Source organism: Streptococcus sp. SG1, from assembly GCF_030439935.1.
In the GTDB taxonomy this organism is placed as follows: domain Bacteria; phylum Bacillota; class Bacilli; order Lactobacillales; family Streptococcaceae; genus Streptococcus; species Streptococcus gordonii.
The window spans coordinates 102,445-122,370 of the sequence record NZ_JAQFJC010000006.1 but is presented as its reverse complement, the minus strand read 5'-3'; the positions used below and the strand labels follow the sequence as shown (position 1 = coordinate 122,370).

The window sequence follows — 19,926 nt, the reverse complement described above, 5'->3', positions numbered from 1 at the left end:
TTACCTTACTTTTCTAGTTTTTTCGTAAATGATTTTAAAAGTTGTCAAAAACTGCTCCATCTGGCTCATATCGTTGTCAAGATCCAAACTGATACGGACAGCCGTTTGAGCGATAGACTTTTCAACCCCCATAGCGATTAGGGTTCCTGCTGGCTTTCCAGCCTTAGAAGAGCAAGCGCTGGTAGTCGAGATATAAATCTCGTAGTCTTCAAATGCATGAACGACAACTTCGCCACGCACTCCCTTGATACCAAAGGTCAGTATATGAGGCGCAAAATCTCCCATGTCTGAGAAAATCACCACATCTGGATATTTCTGCAGTTCTTCAAGAAGAATCTTCTTCATCTGAGCCGTCCGCTGGGCAAATGCTTCTTGCTTTTCCATGGACAAACGCAGAGCTTTGGCTGTCGCTGCAATGCCAGCTAAATTTTCCGTCGTTGAACGCTTGTCCGACTCCTGGCCTCCACCGGTCAAGAGGGGAGTGATTTTCTTCCCAGACTTGATATAGACAAAGCCTACGCCCCGAAGACCATGAAATTTATGACTGGAGAAAGTCGCAAAATCCACGCGATCCGTCAGATAAGTAGCTGTCGGAATCTTCGTAACAGCTTGTACAGCGTCCACATGAAAGGAGATAGTTGGCTTATCTGCTAGCAGTTCGGATATTTTCTGAATGGGCTGAATACTGCCGATTTCATTATTGACTGCCATGACTGATACCAGAGTGGTGTCTGGTCGAATCAGCTCCGCTAGCTTGTCTACATCAACAAAACCAGACTTATCAACTGGCGCAAAATCTATTTCATAGCCTTGACTCTGTAGCCAAATAGCTGATTCTTTGACCGCGGGATGCTCAATGTTAGATACGATGATGTGTTTTCCAAAGGGAATCTTTTCAAAAGCAACTCCTTTAAGCACCCAGTTGTCTCCTTCTGTCCCTCCAGACGTAAAAAAAATCTCCGACGAAGACTTGCCCAAAAGCTCTGCAATTTGCCTACGAGAAGCTTCTAAGAGACGGGTTGCCTGACTGCCTAAACTGTGCAGACTGGAAGGATTTCCCCAGATTTTAGAAGCAACCTCTGTGTAAGTGGCCAAAGACTCAGGATAAGGTCTTGTTGTCGCTGAATTATCTAAATAAATCATGTTCTTTCCTCTAAAATTCAATACTCCTATTGTAACACGAAAGAGAAACAGGAACAAGAAAGAAAAAGCCCTAAATTCAAGAAGAATCTAGGGTATGTTTTAAAAGTCGTAAAATTCATGTAGCAGAGCAAAAAGTTCTTGTTGCTGAGCCATCAATATTTGACCGATACTAGTGGATTTAATCAGAGTTCGCTGTTCAACATTTTCAATAACTTTCTTTAAAGAAGTCTGGGCAAAAGGTGCCTCTACTACCTTTTGAGCATTTTGGAAGGGCTGGTGGGTTACCAGTTGAAAACCGTAAGAATTATTCAGCAAAGAATATCCTGCTGTCCCTGTCTTTTCTTGGTAAGCTTCACACAAACCACCATCAATGACGAAGAGCAAGCCACCACCACGAATAGGAGATTCTCCCTTGCCTGTCTTGACTGGAGTATGGCCATTGACCATTCTAGACTCCTGAGAAAAGAGGCCGAATTCTTCTAAAATCAACTGACAAATTTTCTCAGAATTACGATAAGAAAAATAAGAATTTTCCACTTCCTTGTGGGTTTCCTTATCCTCGATAAAATAACGTTCTAAAGTGGTCATCTTATCTTTCCCAAATAGAGGGGACAATTTGCCTCTCCAACAATACCAAATTAAGTCTGTCGAAAAATCATCGCCGATTTCCTTATTCTTTGCTGCTTGGCGAATATGGTATTCAAAGAAATCCAGCAATTCTCTTCCTACATAATGCGCTTGATGAATCATAAGAGGTTGAAACTCTCCAGAAGGTTCAAGAGGAATACAGCCATGAAAGAGCAAATGTTGGTTGTAAATCTTATACATTGAACCCTTTTTCATGAGCAGGTTGATATGTTCAGCCAGCTTGAGTGATTCTTGGAAGGAAGCCAACATACTGTCAACTGCTTGCACTTCTTCTGGACTTAATTCTGATGGATTTGTTGGATCAATAGTTTGAAAACAAGTATTAATCAAAGGATGTTTTTTATCATCGATCGTCAGACATTCTTCCCAGTAATCAATTTTATCCAAGGTAACCTGGTCCTCCATCTGGAACTCAGGGCGTCTTTTTATTAATTGACTTTCTAGCTTAAACTGTATTATGGTAAGAGCTTGATGAACCTTTTCCAACTGTAAAATTTCTTCTGCAGTGAAATCATCTTCTCTATGTCCCAGAATAGGTCTAAACTTAGGATTGGCCTTATAGGTTCTATCCGCAAATAGCGTTAAGGCTCGAAGATTTAAGCCATACGCCTTTTCGATATCCCACAGATAACCATAGCGTGCTGCAATACGCAAGGCATTGAGCATGCAGGCTTTAGAGCCGAAAAAGCCTCCCATCCAAATAATATCATGATTTCCCCACTGAATGTCTAAAGAATGAAAATGCAAGAGTTCATCCATGACTTGAGGACTACCAGCCCCTCTATCATAAATATCTCCCACCACATGCAAGTGGTCAATCAATAAGCGACGGATACTTCCAGATATCCCCAGAATAAAAGGAACAGCTTCGCGTAGCTCAATGACATAAGACAGAATATTTTCGAAGTAAGATTTTTTATCCGCTAAAGCGGTATCACTATAAACCAATTCTTCAATGATATAGGCATATTGAGGGGGCAAGGCCTTTCTAAGCTTGGAGCGACTGTACTTGGCTGCTGCAAAGACCAGTAAGCTTAACAGCTGAGGGATGGTGTCCTTATACCAGTCTCTGCTTTTATTGCCTTCTTTCAAGACAAGTTCTGGATAGGAAACCAAAGCTGATAGTCTGTTTTTATCATCTTGTGATAAAGAATCCCCGAAGCAATCCTTAATTTTTTCATTAAGAATACCAGCACAGCTTCTTAAAATATAGTCAAAAGCCTCGTATTCTCCATGAATATCACTGATGTAAAGCTCTGTCCCCTTAGGAAGGTTTAAAATTGCTTCAAGGTTGGTTAGTTCTGTAATAACCTTTTGCCGAGAGTCAAATTCTTTCAGTAAAATACGCTTATATTGCTCCATATCTGCCCTCCAACGCTCTAACCTATTTATGAAAAACAGTTAACTCTTCATTCGCTTAGTTCAGTTTCTTTAAATGCTCTTCGATCAAGAAAGCTGTCTCTTCAATTGATTTATCTGACATATTAATGATCTGAGCTCCATATTTTTTAAATACGGTTTTAGAGTAGTCCAATTCCTGATAAATTTTTTCCAGATCTGTATAGCTGGTTTCTTGGGTCAAGCCTAAAGAGTCCAGACGGTGACTACGAATTTCCGCTAGTTTTTCTGGCTCACACACAAGACCAATTAAACGGCGAGAATCAACTTTTTCCAAAACCTGAGGCAGAGGAACTTCTGGGATTAAAGGAAGATTTGAAACCTTGTACCCTTTATTAGCCAAGTAAATGCTAAGAGGTGTTTTCGACGTGCGAGAAACACCCAACAGGACTATATCTGAATCTAAAAATCCCTGTGGTGCCTTACCATCATCGTATTTAACCGCAAATTCAATGGCTGAAATTTTATTAAAGTATTCGCTATCTAAACGATGAAGGGTCCCAGGCACTTCAATCGGGTCAGTTCCAGTCTTTTCCTTGATAATTTCAAAAAATGGATGCATCAAATCCAAATAGGACAGACCGTGAGCCTGACTAAACTCTCTAGCTACAGAGGCTAGCTTTCCATCAACCAGAGTACTAATAACCAGGGCATCATCCTTGATGGCATCACGCAAAATATCTAACAGTTCCTCCTCCTTGTTAATAAAAGGAAAACGATAGCTGTTATTAAAAATGATATCTGGATATTGAGCCGTAACTGCTGATAGCAACTTTTGGGAAGTCCCACCTAATGAATCTGAAACACTATAAACAATCATTTCTTTTTTCATATTTATTCCTCTTCTCTATTCACCTCAGCGCTTCGAGCTTGCTGAATAATATAATCCAACAAGGCTGACTTGGTCACGCTTCCTAAAATTTTACGCTCATTCTCCTCGTCCACTATTGGCAATGAATCTATAGCATAATCTTGTAGGAGGGCAGCTGCTTCTAAAATATTCATATTCTTGTGACATGTTTTAATATGTGGCATCCTGGTCATACAAACTGCTACAGGTGTACTATTGATATTAGAATTGAGTGAAGCCCTCAGAAGATCTTTACGCGACATAATTCCAAGGAGAAGCTTTTCTTCATCGATGACATAGAGAACATCTGCATCATACATAAAAAGAGTAATAATAGCATCCTGAATATAAGAATCATGGCTTACCAAGACTGGAGAAGTCATAATCTCTGCTACTTCTTTTCGAAAAGTATCAAAAAAGAAAAGTGTTTCAAGATCAGTGCCAGAATACGTGTAACCAACTTTCGGAGTGGCCTTTAAAATTCCAACCAAGGTTAGAAAGGAAAGATCTGATCGTAATGTCGCCCGAGAAATATCCAGTAGCTCCGATATTTTCTCACCGCTCAAAGGCTGCTGAACTTTAACAATTTCTACAATTTTCTTTTGTCGTTCGCTTAATTTCAATTAACATAAAACCTTTCTGTATTCAATAAATGATAAAAATAAATAATGGATATTCTTGGCATATTTAAATTAAAAGTTATTATATAATCATCATTTTTGTTACACATTATATCAAAAAAATTAAATATGTCAATAAAAAACCTCCATGTTTTTTATTTGACAAGTATATATGATGTATATTATAATGAATTTGTCTTTTAATATGACACATATTAAATTAATTTGGAGGCAGATATGACAAAATGGATTTATTCCTTCGAGGAAGGAAGTGCGAATGACAAAGCTCTCCTTGGCGGAAAAGGAGCCAATTTAGCAGAGATGAGCAATTTGGGATTGCCTGTTCCTCCCGGTTTTACCATTACTACAGAAAGCTGCATCAAGTTTCTCGAAAATCCTGATTTCTTTGATTCCTCTTTAAAAGATCATATTTTGAAAGCGATTACTTTTCTTGAGAGGAAAACAAATAAATCTTTTAATGGAGAGAACTCTGACTTGCTTTTAGTCTCCGTTCGTAGCGGTGCAAAATTCTCCATGCCAGGAATGATGGATACCATTTTGAATCTCGGGCTCAATGATCATCGGACACAAATATTAGCCGAACAGACTAATCCTGACTTTGCCTACAACTGCTACCGGCGTCTTCTTCAAATGTTTGCAGACGTTGTATATAGAATTCCTAAAGAACTTTTTGATACTTTATTAGAAAACGTTGAGAAAAATCAAAATAAAAGTATTAAAGAATTCTCAATAGCCGAGCACCAAGACTTGGTTAAGCAATATAAAGAAATCTACCATAATGAAAATCAGAATTTCCCAGAAAATCCAATAGATCAGCTTTATGCTGCTATTCAAGCTGTTTTTAAGTCCTGGAATAATAATCGTGCTAAAATTTACCGTGATTTAAATCATATTTCTCATGATTTGGGAACAGCCGTAAACGTTCAAGCCATGGTTTTTGGAAATAGTGATCAAAATAGTGGAACTGGAGTCTGTTTTACTAGAAATCCTGCTAGTGGTGAAGCTGAATTATTCGGGGAATTTTTATTGAATGCCCAAGGAGAAGATGTAGTCGCTGGCATACGGACTCCGGAACCTATTGCTGCCTTAGAAAAAGCTCAGCCTCAAGCTTATAAAGCCTTTAAAAACTATGCTAGTATTCTTGAAAACCACAATAAAGACATGCAGGACATTGAATTTACTATTGAGAAAGGGAAACTTTATATCTTACAAACTAGAAATGGTAAACGGACAGCTAAAGCCTCTTTAAAAATCGCTTTAGATTTAGTAGACCAAGGTATTATCAGTAAAAATGATGCCCTCTTAAGAGTATCTCCTGCGTCTATTAGTCAGCTCATTCATCCTGTCTTTGAAGATACAGCATTGGAAAAAGCTTCATTCATAGCACAAGGGTTGCCAGCCAGTCCTGGAGCTGCTACTGGTGAAATAGTCTTTACAGCTGATCGAGCTAAAGAACTACATGATCTGGGAAGAAAAGTTATTTTAGTCAGACAGGAAACTTCTCCAGAAGATATTGAAGGGATGGTGGTCAGCCAAGCTATTGTAACCAGTCAAGGTGGTATGACCTCTCATGCAGCCGTTGTCGCTAGAGGAATGGGAACCTGCTGTGTCGCTGGATGTGGAGAACTAAGCATTCGCGAGGAATGCAAGACACTTTCATGTGGAGGTCTTACCCTTACTGAAGGAGATATCATTTCTGTTGATGGTAGTTCAGGTTTCATTTATAGCGGAGAAATCCCAACCGTCCTAGTTGAAAATAATCAAGATCTACAGCGTCTGCTTTCTTGGGCTGATGAAGTTGCTCGTCTGAAAGTTCGAGCAAATGCTGAGACTGTCAAAGATTTGGAAACAGCTATGAAATTTGGTGCTCAAGGGATTGGACTGGCCCGTACTGAACATATGTTTTTTGGTCAAGACCGGATCCTAGAAATGCGTCGCCTCATTCTCGCTGACAACGAAGAGGAGATTAAGATAGCCCTCAAGCTACTTTTACATTTCCAAGAAGAAGACTTCTACCAAATGTTCCAAGCAATTCAGGATAAACCGATGATTATTCGCCTTTTAGATCCACCAATGCATGAATTTTTGCCTAAGGATCCTCAGGAAATCAAGCTTTTAGCCGAAAAATTGCACAAGTCACCAGAAAAGTTAGCCCGTCAAATCGAGAACTTGCAGGAAAGTAACCCTATGCTAGGACATCGGGGATGCCGTCTGGGAATTACTCAGCCAGAAATTTACAAAATGCAGGCTGAGGCTATTTTTAGTAGTGCCATTAGACTGCATCAAGAAGGACTTAAAATCAAGCCAAAAATTATGATCCCTTTGATAACAGATAAAAAAGAACTGGACTTTGTTAAATCATATCTAAATGAACATATCCAGTGTCTCTTCAATGAGTATGAACAAAAGCCCTTCCCATATGAAATTGGTACTATGATTGAATTACCACGCGCTTGTCTGACCGCAGACAAGCTGGCTCAGGAAGCTGATTTCTTTAGTTTTGGAACCAACGACTTGACTCAAATGACCTTTGGTTTCTCTCGGGATGATATAGGAAAATTTATTGGCCATTATAAAAAGAAGGGCATTCTCTCATCCGATCCATTCCAAAATATTGATAAGGATGGTGTTGGAGAGTTAATGAGAATTGCAGTCAGCAAGGCTCGCCAAGTAAAACCAAATCTATCCATTGGTATTTGTGGTGAGGTTGGCGGAGATCCTGCTTCTATTTCTTTCTTCCAGGATATCGAGGTTACCTACGTTTCCTGTTCGCCTTATAGGGTCCCTGCAGCTAGACTTGCCGTTGCGCAAGCTGTTCTACAAGAGGGAAAAAATTAAAATTCTTTATGGGTATTTAAAAGAGGCTGGGACAAAGAATTCCCAGCCTCACTTTATGATAAAAGCCACGTTTCCCTAAGCAGGATTTCTTTTATTATTTTGAAAGTTTACCCAGACATCTCTTATCATAAAACTTCTCGACTAGAGATGAAAGAAAAAACCTACTGACTGCGTTTTCAAATATAAAATTTTTATTTTTTTAAGACATTTTAAAATAAAAGACGTATAATGGAAAATATGAAATGAACTTGAATTCATATTTAGTTTTTGCAAAGGAGTTTGAAAAACATTATGACCAACTATTCTCGTCAAAATAAGAAAACAAATAAAGATAATCAGGAAACTGGAAAAGCTGGGCGCCATATCAAAAAAGGCCTATCTGCTTTTCAGAAAACCTTAACCTTGATTGGTAGTGTTCTGGGTATTATCACAGCGACTATTACTATTATGAATGCAATGAAGTCCAATGATCAAAAGAAATCAGAGACCAGTTCTTCTGCTCAAACGACTACTATCATCAAGGAAGTCGAAAAAGAGACGACTACTGCATCTACTTCTGAGGCCACTGAGACCTCCACACAAGAGAGTTCAGTTGCAACTAGTACGGAGACCAGTTCAAGTTCTTCAAGTAATGACACTACTTCTTCTAGCCAGGCTGAGACAAGTGCTAGTAGTAGCGAGCAGGAAAATCAACAATAAAATGAGCCAGAACATCTGTTCCAGCTCATTTTTTTATTTTCTATACATCTTAACCTGTAAATAGAGGTCATTATAAATCCCTAACCACTTTGGTCCAATTTGTTTATAGACTTCTAAGTGTTTCATCGTTTCTGCCGTTGGATAGAAAGCTTCATCATCTTGGACTTCTTTTGGTAAAAGAGCCTTGGCTTTTGGAATGGGTGTTGCATAGCCAACATAAAGCGCATTCTTGTAGGCATTTTCTGGACGCAGCATGAAGTTAATAAATTGATAAGCTGCTTTTTTATTTTTAACCGTTTTTGGAATGACAATGTTATCAAACCAAAGGTTGCTGGCTTCACTAGGAACTACGTAACGCAAGTCTTCGTTCTTCTCTAGCATCTGCCTAGCTTCTCCAGAGAAAGTTACACCAATTGCTGCATTGTTTTGGATCATGTAGCCCTTCATCTCATCTGCTACAATAGCTTTGATATTTGGTGTAAGCTTGTAGAGCTTGTCCACAGCTTCCTGCAAATGATCCGCATTTTTGTCATTTAATCCATAGCCAAGAGAATTGAGACCTAAGCCCATAACCTCACGCGCTCCATCAATCAACATGATAGAGTTTTTGTATTCTGGGCGCCAAAGGTCATCCCAATGTTCTGGAGCCTTGTCAACCAACTTGCTATTATAAACAATGCCCAGGGTTCCCCAGAAATAAGGAACAGAATATTGGTTCCCTGGATCAAAAGGCTGGTCTAAGAAATCTGAACCGATATTCTCCATCCCCTTGATCTGGCTATGATCTAGCTTTTCTACCAAATTCTCTTTGATCATCTTGGCAATCATGTATTCACTAGGGATGGCAATGTCATAGGTCGTACCTCCCTGCTTGATTTTAGTGTACATTGATTCATTTGAATCAAAGGTATCGTACTGGATTTGAACTCCCGTTTCTTTGGTGAATTCTTCTAGCAATTCTGGGTCAATATAGTCACCCCAGTTATAGATGACCAGTTTATCTCCACCACTAGTTTTGGTTTGATTTTCAAGCTGAACACTAACTAGCCATAAGACAGCGACAATGGCAACAATACCGATTAGAAAGGAATAGAGTCTTTTCATGCCTGCTCCTCCTTCTCTCGTGAAATGAAGTAATAGCCAATCACCAGTAAAATACTAAAGAGAAAGACTAAAGCAGATAGGGCATTGATTTCCAAAGAAATCCCCTGACGGGCACGAGAATAAATTTCCACTGATAAGGTAGTAAACCCATTCCCCGTTACAAAGAAGGTCACTGCAAAATCATCCAAAGAGTAGGTAAAGGCCATAAAATACCCTGCTATAATAGCTGGTGTCAGATAAGGCAACATGATTTCTTTCAGCATTTGTAACTGGCTGGCACCTAAGTCATAAGCCGCCTTAATCATATCGTCGTTCATTTCTTTAAGCCTTGGCAGAATCATCAGAACAACGATCGGAATAGAGAAGGCCACGTGGCTAGCCAGAACTGAGATAAAGCCCAGCTGGAATTTCATATTGGTGAAGAGAATCAAGAAACTGGCACCAATCATTACATCTGGTGCTACCATCAAGACATTGTTGACAGAAAGGAAAGCTTCCTGGTATTTTTTCTTGGCTTGATAGATATAGATTGCTCCAAAAGTCCCAATGATTGTCGCAATTAAAGCAGAAAGAAAGGCCAGAAAGAAGGTTTGAGCCAAAATCAGCATCAAACGCTTGTCACCAAAGAGGTTCTCAAAGTGAGTCAAGCTAAAGCCGGTAAATTGATTCATATCGTCACCAGCATTGAGGGCATAACCAATCAGATAGAAGATTGGCAGATAAAGAATCAGAAAGACAAAAGCTAGATAGATACTGGATAGTTTCTTCATCGATCTCTCCTTTCTTTGGTTGCCCACATAATCAGGAGCATAGCAATAATCAGAACCACTCCGATGGTTGAACCCATCCCCCAGTTTTGCGTCGTTAGAAAGTGTTGCTCAATCGCTGTCCCTAGGGTAATAACTCGATTTCCGCCAATCAGACGAGTCAGCATGAAGAGGCTGAGACTGGGAATGAAAACTGACTGAACTCCTGAGCGCACTCCATTCATCGAAAGTGGGAATATCACGCGACGGAAAGTATCCCAACGATTGGCTCCCAAATCACGACTGGCGTTAATGAGATTTGGATCCAAATCATCCAATACATTAAAGATTGGCAAAATCATGAAGGGAAGCTCAATGTAACTAGCAACAAAAATGAAAGAAAAATCGGTAAAAAGAATTTGCTGAGGACCAACTCCGATAAAACTAAGGAATTGGTTGATAGAGCCATCCTGACCGAAGATTCCGATAAAAGCATAGGCCTTCAGCAAAAGATTAATCCAAGTCGGTAGGATGATCAGCATAAGCCAGAGTTGCTTGTGCTTGAGCTGAGTCAAGAAAAATGCCGTTGGATAACTGACCAATAAGGTGACCAAAGTTACAATTCCTGCGTAAAAAATCGAATTGAAACTCATTTTTAAATAGGTCAGATTCTGAGAGGCAAAATAAGTCCGGTAGTTTTCTAAGGTGAATCCTCCTTCAATATTAAAGAAGGAATTCCAGATAATCATAGCCACTGGTGCTAGTACAAAAAGCACAATCCATAAAAAATATGGAACGATAAAGAGGTTAGAGGTTGTTTTCTTCATCTCTTTCCTCCTCGATTGCGTTAATCAGACCAGCTTCTTGTTCTTCAATTTCAACATATTCTTCGATACGAGCATCAAATTCTTCTTCTGTTTCATTGAGACGCATGATATGGATATCTTCTGGTTCAAACTGAAGACCAATGACTTCACCAACAATGGCTTTGCGGGTCGAGTGAATCATCCATTCATTTCCCAGTTCGTCATAGGCGATGATTTCATAGTGGACTCCACGGAAAAGCTGAGTATCAACCTTAACCTGCAGTTTTCCTTCCTCTGGCAGAGTGATGCGCAGATCTTCTGGTCGAATAACAACTTCAACAGACTCATTTGGACGCATACCACCGTCCACCGCTTCAAAGCGTTTACCATTGAACTCAACCAAATAGTCTTCAATCATCTTACCCGGAAGGATGTTAGACTCTCCAATGAAAGTCGCAACAAAATGATTAATCGGCTCATCATAGATATCAACCGGTGTACCAGACTGGACAATCTCTCCGTCATTCATGACAAAGATCCAATCGCTCATTGCTAGAGCTTCTTCCTGGTCGTGAGTAACAAAGACAAAGGTAATGCCTAGGCGCTGTTGCAACTCACGAAGTTCATACTGCATGTCCGTCCGCAATTTCAAATCAAGAGCTGATAGTGGTTCATCTAAGAGGACCACTCGAGGTTCATTAATGATTGCTCGAGCAATGGCTACCCGTTGTCGCTGACCACCTGATAATTTTCGAATAGAACGGCGATCAAAACCTTCCAGCTGAACCATTTTCAACACTTCTTTGACACGACGTTCAATTTCCTTCTTCTCAACCTTACGCAAACGTAGCGGAAAGGCCACGTTTTCAAAGACATTCATATGTGGAAAAAGGGCATAAGACTGAAAGACAGTGTGTACATCACGTTTATTGGTAGGTACATCATTGATCCGTACCCCATCCAAAAAGACATCTCCTGTAGAGGCATCTAGGAGGCCTGCGATAATATTTAAAATAGTAGATTTACCAGACCCTGAAGCCCCCAGAAGAGTATAAAATTTTCCTTCTTCTAGCTCAAAGTTAATGTCTTTTAAAACAACAGTATTGTTATCCTCAAAAACCTTAGAAACATTTTTGAATTCGATAATTGGTTTTTTCAATTCACATAAATTCCTTCTTTTTCATGTATTAACAGATTGAGGCTCTGTCAAGCCGCTACTGCTTCTCGAGGGCAACTAGTGCCCTGCATACTTGCGATATCGATAGGCGTCACCCCCTCAACTAAAACGTAGCGGTCAGAAAAAAGCAGAAAGTCGTTCATTACTAGACAACGACTAACCTTCTTATCTAACATTTCAATCTCAGTAAAATTTTACTGTAAAGTCTCTCCAATAATCCGGACTTCACGCTCCAACCTTATACCAGATTCATTTTCAACAGTTTGAATCACGTGAGCAATCAAATCTTCATAGTTCTGAGCATTTCCATCTGCAATATTGACCATAAAACCAGCGTGTTTGGTTGAAACCTCAACGCCACCAATCCGATGTCCCTTGAGACCAGCTTCACTAATCAACTGGCCAGCAAAATGGCCTAAAGGACGTTTAAAGACCGAACCACACGATGGATATTCTAGCGGTTGCTTAAGTTCACGCAGGTGTGTCAGACGTTTCATTTCCTGCTGGATGGCTGTGTAATTTCCTGGAGAAAGGGCGAATTTAGCAGAAATGACAATATCACCCGTTTCCTGAATTACCGAAGAGCGATAGCCAAACTTCATTTCCTCTGCTGAAATCGTCTTGATTTCTCCTTCTGGAGTCAGGACCTTACAAGATACTAGGACATGAGCGATTTCGCCACCATAGGCGCCAGCATTCATGAAGACAGCTCCACCTACACTTCCTGGAATTCCACATGCAAACTCAAAACCTGTCAAGCTATGATGCAAGGCCACATGAGTCGTGTCGATTAATTTAGCCCCGGCTTCGGCTTCAATCGTATAGCCGTTTACCATAATGGTATGTAACTGGTCAAACATAATCACAAAGCCACGAATACCACCATCACGAACAATGATATTACTAGCATTCCCCAGAACCATCCATGGAATCTGCTCTCTATTAGCAAACTTGACCAGTCGAACTAATTCGTATCGGTTACGAGGAAAAGCTAAATAATCAGCCGGACCACCAACTTTTGTGTAAGTGTATTTCTTCAGTGGTTCATCAAAACGGATATCAATTCCCGCTAATTCCGACTTTAATAATTCTATATTCACCATGATTTCTCTTTCTTATCACAAATTGATTCTATTATATCAAAATTAATCGGCATTTTCGATAAAAATACAAAAAAACTGGTCTCAGCCAGTTTTCTTTTATAATTTCCGAGTGACATACTTCAAGGTATGATTACCTAAAGCATTGTGTACCATAGAGTAGGCACCAATTCCTGTAAAGAGATAGAGCAATCCAAGGTTAAGCCAGTAGGTATAATGAACTTCTCCACCAGATAAGAGATAATTTGTGAAATAAGAGAAAGCTGTAAAGACATCCGTACCTACTTCTCTTGAAACTAATAAAGCCCAGTCAAGCTGGTGAACAAATAAAATCATCACAAGCATAAAGAAAATACTGATACCAATTCCAAGTTTAGATAATTTCTTTCCTAAAAGTTCATAACCCTTAATGGTACAAACCCCCATAACCAAACCAGATACAAAAGAGACATAACCCAATTGAGCAATTCCCAATGTAACTGCTCCACCGATCAAACACCCAACAAAGGCTCCGACGATTCCGCCAATCACATTTTCATTTTGCTGATCATAGCTTTGATTCTCAATTGCAAGATTAGAGCTCAACTGTTGGAAGCTATCAGCCGATAAAATCAACAAGTTTGTTCCTACTTGATAGACTGCTGTTGGCTCTGCTTCTCCAGTGTGCTCACAAACATTGATTAACCCATGCTCTTTTAAGAAGGTGACACTAGCTTCCAAACATTCAGCAATTGTTTCTTTGGTTCTACCCTTAGTCATTCCGCCTTTAACAGTAACAACAAGCTTGTAACGCGTAAGCTGAGCATTTGTCATACCCTTAGTGGATTTTTTCAATTCTTTCAGATCTTCCGAAATGGAAAGTGCTTCATCACCTTTAACTGAAAAGCAAATTCGGTAGATTTTTTCACCAGCATCTTCAATAAAAAGAGTGTACCCATCTTTCTGACCGAAAATAATTTTCGTATCTTCATCGTACTCAAGTCCTAGCTGGCTAGCAAGATCCTGCCATTCAAGTTTATCCATTCGTGTAAAACCTCCTAGTTGGATATTCATTTGATTATATCATAATTTTTTTGATAGGAATAGACAGTCTCTTCGTCTATTTTAAAGCATTTAAAATTCCACTCGAACACCATCTCTGTCAACATCTAGTATAAAGACTTCTCCATTATACTTGCATCCCTCAATCCGTGTTTGAATTAATTTGGCCCTATCTTTTGGAGCTAAAATCATAATTGTTGGACCTGCTCCAGATAAATAAGTAGCATAAGCTCCATGTTTTTTAGCCAATTTCTTAATGTTAGGAAATTCTCTGACGAGTTTTTGGCGAAAACGCTCATGGAAGCGATCCGATTCAATGGCTCGGCCTGCCTTGACAAGGTCTCCCTTGAGAAGAGCTGCAATGGCGACATTGGCAATAGAACTAGCTGCTACTGCTTCCTTATAAGAAAATTTAAATGGCAAAACACTGCGACTATCACGTGTCTTCAGTTCGTACTTAGGAACATAAGCAATGAAAGAACACTCTGGAAAGTCTGCCCTAACAGAGGAAACAGCCCCTTTAAAAACACTAGATATGACTAGATTTCCAAAGATAGCTGGAGCTACATTGTCTGGATGACCTTCAATCTTGTTTGCCCAATCCAGCTTTTCATCATCCGTTAAATCCAGTTTTCCTAATTGGTTAGCCAATTCAATCCCAGCTACGATAACTGAGCTAGATGAACCCAAACCACGTGCCAAAGGAATATCACTAGTCATCTTCAGACGGTAAGGCTGAAGGTTTGGTGCCAGTTGCAAGGCTACTTTGATTAGCAAGTTTCGTTTATCCTTGGGAATTCTTGGATTTAAGTCATGTTCGATTAGCCACTCATCGCGTTCTTCCAGAACCTCAATGGTCAAATATTTACTGACAGCCACACCGACTGAATCAAAGCCGGGACCAATGTTAGCACTGGTAGCGGGTACAATAATCTTCATCTTAATCTCCTAATACTTTGAAGGTATTGAGCAAGTCGAACTCAGCAACTTCTTTGAGCTTAGCAGTGACATTTTCTAGCTGTGTCTTGCTGACAGCATGGGTAATAATCACCACACGAGCCTTCTCACCGTCTGTACCTTCTTGCAGAATCTGCTTAAAGGAAACATCCTCAGCATTAAAAATCTCAGCCAAATGCAGAACTTGGCCTTTAGAATCAGGCGCTAAGATAGAGAAGTAATAGCTACTCTTCACATCTTCTGGCTTAGCCAAGACCAACTCACGGTTAAATTCATTAAATGCCTTTCCAACTGTTCCTTCATTCAAACGACGACTAATCCGAACAATGTCTGCCACGACACTAGTTGCAGTTGGTTTTTGACCAGCCCCTGGTCCGTAGTACATAGACTCTCCGATACCGATCGACTCAACAAAGACAGCGTTCATCACCCCATTGACACTAGCCAGTGGATGCGCTTTAGGAAGGAATGTTGGAGCTACTTCTGCTGCAATACCTGATGGCGTCTCTTCGATAGACCCAACTAGTTTAACTACATAGCCCAACTCCTGAGCAACAGCTACATCTTCTGGCGTGATATTTCGAATTCCTTGATGACCCACGTCTTCAAACTTAACATTCATACCAAAGGCAAACTGGCTTAGAATAACCATCTTGTAAGCCGCATCAATACCATCTACGTCATTGGTCGGATCACTTTCAGCATATCCAAGTTTCTGAGCCTCAGCAAGAGCATCTTCATAAGACCAACCCTCTTCTACCATCTTAGTCATCATAAAGTTAGAGGTTCCGTTGACCACACCCAGGATACGAGTGATTTTGTCAGAAGCCAATGAATTGACCAAGGTACGTAGGATCGGAATACCGCCAGCAACTGCTGCTTCATAGTAGAGAGCTACATTTTGCTTTTGAGCAATTTCCAGTAGCTCTGCGCCATGAACAGCCAGCAAGTCCTTATTGGCCGTTACCACATGCTTGCCAGCTTCAAGAGCACGAGTGATGAAAGTTTTCGCCGGCTCAATCCGTCCCATCAATTCGACAACGATTGTAATCTCAGAATCCTTCAAAATTTCTTCGACATTTGTGACAAAGTTAAAGTCATTTCCTGCTGCCAAAAGACGCTCTTTTTCAGCATCATCCTTAACCAAGACTTTAGCAACCTCAATCTCTGAATGGGCAGCTTGAACGATTTTCTCTCCGTTTTCCTTCAGTAGAAATGGCACACCACTGGCCACTGTTCCAAAACCAAGTAAAGCTATTTTAATAGACATGAAGCACTCCTCAAATTTTTTCTGTATAAAGTCTATTATATCAGAATTTAGCACAAAATTCATACTATTCTTCTCTAGATCTGATATAATAAAAGCAAATATCTAGCCAAGGAGAAATTATGACTTATCCTAATCGCAATCGTTCAGCAGAAAAAAAGGCTCGAAAGAAAAGAGATATCTTACTTCTGTTGAACCTCATTCTTCTCATCTTTATCGTTACTGGTGGTATTTTCCTTTGGAAAGAATACAGTAATAGTCAGCAAGAAGCCAGCAAGCCTGAAGCTAGCCAAGTTAGTAAAGCAAGCCCTTCAAAAGAGGCAAGCCAGCCCTCATCTACTAGTCAAAAGAAAGAGGAAATCAAATGGGTCAAGCAAGATAAGCCTGTTAAATTGCCCATCTTGATGTATCATGCTATCCATGTCATGGACCCATCTGAAGCCGCTAACTCTGGACTAATTGTTGATCCTGAAACTTTTGAAAGCCACTTAAAAGCTTTGAAAGAAGCAGGATACTACACTCTTTCTCCTGCTGAAGCTTATAAGGCCTTAACTGAAAATGTCCTCCCAGAGAATAAGAAGGTCGTTTGGTTAACTTTTGATGATAGTCTCAAGGACTTCTATACTCAAGCCTATCCTATCCTACAAAAATACCAAATGAAGGCTACTAACAATGTCATTACAGGTTTTGTTCAAGCAGGTCGCGAAGATATTCTAACACTTGATGAGATCAAAGAAATGAAGAAAAATGGCATGTCCTTTGAAGATCATACCGTGAACCATCCAGATTTATCCGTATCAAGTGCTGATACTCAAAATTCAGAATTACAAGATTCAAAAGAGTATTTAGATCGTAATCTTTCTCAGACAACCACTACCGTGGCTTATCCTTCTGGCCGTTACAGTGAGACAACTCTTCAGCTTGCAGAAAAGTTAGGATATAAAATGGGGTTGACGACCAATAATGGCTTGGCTTCTCTCTCAGACGGACTTCTATCACTCAATCGTGTTCGTGTCAATCCAACGACCACTGCACAGAGTCTCCTAGATGAGATAGCAAATTAAAGACCATAACAAAAAAGGCTCTCATTCAAGAGCCTTTTTAAATTTATTCGCATAGTGAAAATAGAGAAGACCAGAAAGGACCATGATAATAAGGAAAAATCCTAAGGTAATACCATAGACTATTGCTTCTTTTAGGTAGAATATCAAGGCATAGGAACCACCAATTGCGGCAATAAAAACAAATAAGATTAGAAAAGCAATAATTGTCTTTAGAGTATTGTTAGATCGGTTGAATAATTCTGTGACATTAGACCAGTTGGTAACCAAGAGACGATTGTCCCGTTGGAAGCCCCAGATACTCCACGCTAAACAATTACTGATCCAGACAAGGACCATAACCAAAAGAGATAACCAATGGGTGCCCAATAATAGGTTGACCACTACAAATATCAAGAGAGGCAAGATTGACTGTATCAAGAAAAGATACCAGAATTTTAAGCGAAGATATGCTTTCATATCAAAGGGAAGTACTTTCAAATAGGAAAAATTCTCTCGCTCCAAGGAAATACCAATCATAGTTAAGTTGGTCGAACCTGCATTAAAAGTAGCAATGAACACCGTGATCAACATCAATGGTAACAGAAACTTCGGTGTTAAGTACGGGCTAAGCTCAAATCCTCCTCCCTGAATAAAGCCCATTAGTCCAGGAAGTATGAAGAGATAAGGCATAACACTAGACATAAAGACTGATTGAAGAAAGACAGAACCGTCACTGATCAAGCTAAGCTGATAGCTCCAAACAAAGCGAGGGAATGACTTCTGATTTCCAAGTTGAAATTTACGAACACGTTGTTTCTTATTAACAGTCTCAGAAGTTTTCAAAGCCGCTTCATAAAACTCTGGTAGAACCTTCCATTTTACGATTGAAAACAGAAGCACGGCAACCAAGGCCCAAGCGCCAATTCCAATAAGAGATTGGGGCGCAAAAGGAGTAACACCAAAATAATAAAAGGCTTCCATCGGTGGCAAATAGCTACCAGTATCTTTAAGAAGTAATTCTCTATTTTGAGTATTGACCAAAATAATTGATCCAAAAATCAAGAGATTGGTCACTCCCAAAAGAATATTAGAGGCTACTTGCTTATGCTGACGGAAAACAGAAGTTTTAGTAATAAAATGAACAGCAGTCAAAATCCCAAAAGCCAGAACAGATCCCAAAACCACTAGCGAAATCAGAACGATTGGAATAGCCAGCCAAAAAGGATTCCCACTTTGAATCTGAAGATTTATGAAATAAGCTAAAATTGGAAGAGCTCCAAGCAAAACCGTCAGAACAACAGAGATACTCTTACCAATCATGATTTCTGCTTCACTAAAAGCATAGGGCCGATAAGACTGCAAGTCCTTACTTTCATAGAAAACGTTGTAGAAAGATAAGAATCCCTGTGATAGAACCATCAGACTAAAAATAGATACCATATTGGTAAAGATACCCGGATGGTCTACTAAAGGATAAAAGGCACTCATCACTCCAAAGATAAGAAGATAAAGTAAACTTGTAAACAAGTGGGTCATAATCAACTGTCTAGAAACATTGATTTTCTTATCTGGCTTTTTGGCTTGCTTCTGACGAAAGCGTGTTAGACTTGACGGAGGTGTTGTATAGATAATATTCGTCCGAATTAAACTTTTTAAGACTTTAAAGCGCATCGTGGACCACCTCTTCTTTCCGTCCAGCCAAGCCTAAATAAATAGTCTCTAAACTTTGCTCAGGGTGCTGGGACTTGAGTTCTTCGATCGTTCCATAAAAAATTAACTCTCCTTTTTTCAAGATGGCCAATCGATCACAGAGCTGCTCAGCCACTTCTAGGACATGGGTTGAAAAGATAACAGTATTTCCCTTATCTGCATGCTCCCGCATCATGTTCTTAAGATCAAATGCTGCTTGAGGATCCAAACCTGTCAAGGGCTCGTCCAAAACCCAGATATCCGGGTCAGAAAGTAGAGCACCAATGACAAAAACTTTTTGACGCATACCATGTGAGAAGGATTCGATGACCTCATATCGATGATCTGCAAAGTCAAAAGTTTCCAACAAATACTGCAAGCGTTCCTCACAGTCAGCTTCATTCATATCGTAAGATGTGGCTACCAACTCCCAGAATTCATTAGCTGTTAGACGAAGAAAGAGATCTGGTGAGTCAGCTACATAACCAATTTTTTTCTTGATAGCCAGTCGATTAGCAGACAACTCTTGTCCGTCAACAATGATTTGACCACTCGTTGGATTAATGACACTGACTAGTGACTTGATTGTCGTTGATTTTCCTGCACCATTATGACCAATCAGACCGACAATTTCACCATTTTGAATGGTCAAGTTTAGATTCCTAAGGGCCAGATGGCCATCATAATCTTTGGTTACATTTTTCAATTCAATCATCAGAGTTCCTCCGCTCTTATTTATAATATATTTATTATATATCTTTTAAAATTGTTTGTCTCTC

18 protein-coding genes are annotated in these 19,926 nt (G+C 39.7%); 3 read left to right on the top strand and 15 right to left on the bottom strand.

All coding sequences use genetic code 11. The features are described 5' to 3' along the window. The 4 genes from PCY06_RS06575 to PCY06_RS06560 form a co-directional block, all read right to left on the bottom strand. Positions 1 to 1,143 carry a cysteine desulfurase family protein gene (locus PCY06_RS06575; RefSeq protein WP_082307750.1) on the bottom strand — a complete coding sequence of 381 codons (1,143 nt, stop codon included), beginning with the start codon at positions 1,141 to 1,143 and terminating at the stop codon, positions 1 to 3. A gap of 99 nt (positions 1,144 to 1,242) precedes the next feature. Then, a complete protein-coding gene (locus tag PCY06_RS06570; protein WP_082307751.1) occupies positions 1,243 to 3,153 on the bottom strand; it encodes a fructose-1,6-bisphosphatase in 1,911 nt (636 codons plus the stop codon). Between the two features lie 55 nt (positions 3,154 to 3,208). Continuing rightward, the gene (locus PCY06_RS06565; RefSeq protein WP_082307752.1) at positions 3,209 to 4,021 is read right to left on the bottom strand and encodes a pyruvate, water dikinase regulatory protein; all 813 of its coding nucleotides are present in this window, start codon (positions 4,019 to 4,021) and stop codon (positions 3,209 to 3,211) included. 2 nt (positions 4,022 to 4,023) lie between these two features. Beyond that, positions 4,024 to 4,662, bottom strand: a complete 639-nt coding sequence (locus PCY06_RS06560) for a CBS domain-containing protein (protein ID WP_012000270.1) — start codon at positions 4,660 to 4,662, stop codon at positions 4,024 to 4,026. Between the two features lie 234 nt (positions 4,663 to 4,896). On the opposite strand from PCY06_RS06560, the gene ppdK reads away from it, so the two are divergent. Together ppdK and PCY06_RS06550 are read left to right on the top strand one after the other, a co-directional pair. Further along, entirely contained in the window at positions 4,897 to 7,518 is a 2,622-nt protein-coding gene (gene ppdK, locus PCY06_RS06555; RefSeq protein WP_082307753.1) for a pyruvate, phosphate dikinase, read from the top strand. Between the two features lie 291 nt (positions 7,519 to 7,809). Beyond that, positions 7,810 to 8,217 carry a DUF6556 family protein gene (locus tag PCY06_RS06550; protein ID WP_082307754.1) on the top strand — a complete coding sequence of 136 codons (408 nt, stop codon included), beginning with the start codon at positions 7,810 to 7,812 and terminating at the stop codon, positions 8,215 to 8,217. A 33-nt stretch (positions 8,218 to 8,250) separates the two neighbouring features. On the opposite strand, the gene PCY06_RS06545 is transcribed toward PCY06_RS06550, so the two are convergent. From PCY06_RS06545 to PCY06_RS06505, 9 genes are all read right to left on the bottom strand, one after another. Beyond that, positions 8,251 to 9,321: an ABC transporter substrate-binding protein gene (locus tag PCY06_RS06545; protein WP_045502211.1), complete on the bottom strand. Its 1,071-nt coding sequence runs from the start codon at positions 9,319 to 9,321 to the stop codon at positions 8,251 to 8,253. Next, positions 9,318 to 10,091 (bottom strand): ABC transporter permease, encoded by a 774-nt coding sequence (locus PCY06_RS06540; RefSeq protein WP_008808976.1) that lies wholly within the window; start codon positions 10,089 to 10,091, stop codon positions 9,318 to 9,320. The genes PCY06_RS06545 and PCY06_RS06540 overlap by 4 nt, the downstream gene beginning before the upstream one ends. Beyond that, positions 10,088 to 10,894 carry an ABC transporter permease gene (locus PCY06_RS06535; RefSeq protein WP_045773764.1) on the bottom strand — a complete coding sequence of 269 codons (807 nt, stop codon included), beginning with the start codon at positions 10,892 to 10,894 and terminating at the stop codon, positions 10,088 to 10,090. Before PCY06_RS06535 ends, PCY06_RS06540 begins: the two co-directional genes overlap by 4 nt. Then, entirely contained in the window at positions 10,875 to 12,032 is a 1,158-nt protein-coding gene (locus PCY06_RS06530; RefSeq protein WP_045502205.1) for an ABC transporter ATP-binding protein, read from the bottom strand. The genes PCY06_RS06535 and PCY06_RS06530 overlap by 20 nt, the downstream gene beginning before the upstream one ends. Before the next feature lie 47 nt (positions 12,033 to 12,079). Next, a complete protein-coding gene (locus PCY06_RS06525) occupies positions 12,080 to 12,226 on the bottom strand; it encodes a hypothetical protein (RefSeq protein WP_155718594.1) in 147 nt (48 codons plus the stop codon). Positions 12,227 to 12,244: 18 nt separating this feature from the next. Then, positions 12,245 to 13,153, bottom strand: coding sequence for a UDP-N-acetylmuramate dehydrogenase (gene murB, locus PCY06_RS06520; RefSeq protein ID WP_045502202.1), 909 nt, complete (start codon positions 13,151 to 13,153; stop codon positions 12,245 to 12,247). Between the two features lie 96 nt (positions 13,154 to 13,249). Further along, the gene (locus PCY06_RS06515; protein ID WP_082307755.1) at positions 13,250 to 14,173 is read right to left on the bottom strand and encodes a hypothetical protein; all 924 of its coding nucleotides are present in this window, start codon (positions 14,171 to 14,173) and stop codon (positions 13,250 to 13,252) included. Between the two features lie 90 nt (positions 14,174 to 14,263). Continuing rightward, positions 14,264 to 15,130 carry a homoserine kinase gene (thrB, locus tag PCY06_RS06510; RefSeq protein WP_082307756.1) on the bottom strand — a complete coding sequence of 289 codons (867 nt, stop codon included), beginning with the start codon at positions 15,128 to 15,130 and terminating at the stop codon, positions 14,264 to 14,266. Position 15,131: 1 nt separating this feature from the next. Further along, positions 15,132 to 16,418, bottom strand: coding sequence for a homoserine dehydrogenase (locus PCY06_RS06505; protein ID WP_045502193.1), 1,287 nt, complete (start codon positions 16,416 to 16,418; stop codon positions 15,132 to 15,134). Between the two features lie 119 nt (positions 16,419 to 16,537). On the opposite strand from PCY06_RS06505, the gene PCY06_RS06500 reads away from it, so the two are divergent. After that, positions 16,538 to 17,479, top strand: a complete 942-nt coding sequence (locus PCY06_RS06500; protein ID WP_060553977.1) for a polysaccharide deacetylase family protein — start codon at positions 16,538 to 16,540, stop codon at positions 17,477 to 17,479. A 21-nt stretch (positions 17,480 to 17,500) separates the two neighbouring features. Here PCY06_RS06500 and PCY06_RS06495 read toward each other — a convergent pair whose 3' ends face one another. Together PCY06_RS06495 and PCY06_RS06490 are read right to left on the bottom strand one after the other, a co-directional pair. Next, positions 17,501 to 19,129: a hypothetical protein gene (locus PCY06_RS06495; RefSeq protein ID WP_082307757.1), complete on the bottom strand. Its 1,629-nt coding sequence runs from the start codon at positions 19,127 to 19,129 to the stop codon at positions 17,501 to 17,503. Further along, positions 19,119 to 19,862, bottom strand: a complete 744-nt coding sequence (locus tag PCY06_RS06490; protein WP_012000257.1) for an ABC transporter ATP-binding protein — start codon at positions 19,860 to 19,862, stop codon at positions 19,119 to 19,121. Before PCY06_RS06490 ends, PCY06_RS06495 begins: the two co-directional genes overlap by 11 nt. Positions 19,863 to 19,926 lie beyond the last annotated feature (64 nt).

Excerpts from the sequence above, each read along its gene's own strand:
- PCY06_RS06495 (WP_082307757.1), bottom strand. The coding sequence starts at position 19,129 with ATGCGCTTTAAAGTCTTAAAAAGTTTAATTCGGACGAATATTATCTAT.
- PCY06_RS06525 (WP_155718594.1), bottom strand. The coding sequence starts at position 12,226 with ATGTTAGATAAGAAGGTTAGTCGTTGTCTAGTAATGAACGACTTTCTG.
- PCY06_RS06505 (WP_045502193.1), bottom strand. The coding sequence starts at position 16,418 with ATGTCTATTAAAATAGCTTTACTTGGTTTTGGAACAGTGGCCAGTGGT.
- PCY06_RS06570 (WP_082307751.1), bottom strand. The coding sequence starts at position 3,153 with ATGGAGCAATATAAGCGTATTTTACTGAAAGAATTTGACTCTCGGCAA.
- PCY06_RS06500 (WP_060553977.1), top strand. The coding sequence starts at position 16,538 with ATGACTTATCCTAATCGCAATCGTTCAGCAGAAAAAAAGGCTCGAAAG.
- murB (WP_045502202.1), bottom strand. The coding sequence starts at position 13,153 with ATGGTGAATATAGAATTATTAAAGTCGGAATTAGCGGGAATTGATATC.
- PCY06_RS06490 (WP_012000257.1), bottom strand. The coding sequence starts at position 19,862 with ATGATTGAATTGAAAAATGTAACCAAAGATTATGATGGCCATCTGGCC.
- PCY06_RS06545 (WP_045502211.1), bottom strand. The coding sequence starts at position 9,321 with ATGAAAAGACTCTATTCCTTTCTAATCGGTATTGTTGCCATTGTCGCT.
- PCY06_RS06550 (WP_082307754.1), top strand. The coding sequence starts at position 7,810 with ATGACCAACTATTCTCGTCAAAATAAGAAAACAAATAAAGATAATCAG.
- PCY06_RS06565 (WP_082307752.1), bottom strand. The coding sequence starts at position 4,021 with ATGAAAAAAGAAATGATTGTTTATAGTGTTTCAGATTCATTAGGTGGG.
- PCY06_RS06575 (WP_082307750.1), bottom strand. The coding sequence starts at position 1,143 with ATGATTTATTTAGATAATTCAGCGACAACAAGACCTTATCCTGAGTCT.
- PCY06_RS06515 (WP_082307755.1), bottom strand. The coding sequence starts at position 14,173 with ATGGATAAACTTGAATGGCAGGATCTTGCTAGCCAGCTAGGACTTGAG.
- thrB (WP_082307756.1), bottom strand. The coding sequence starts at position 15,130 with ATGAAGATTATTGTACCCGCTACCAGTGCTAACATTGGTCCCGGCTTT.
- ppdK (WP_082307753.1), top strand. The coding sequence starts at position 4,897 with ATGACAAAATGGATTTATTCCTTCGAGGAAGGAAGTGCGAATGACAAA.
- PCY06_RS06535 (WP_045773764.1), bottom strand. The coding sequence starts at position 10,894 with ATGAAGAAAACAACCTCTAACCTCTTTATCGTTCCATATTTTTTATGG.
- PCY06_RS06540 (WP_008808976.1), bottom strand. The coding sequence starts at position 10,091 with ATGAAGAAACTATCCAGTATCTATCTAGCTTTTGTCTTTCTGATTCTT.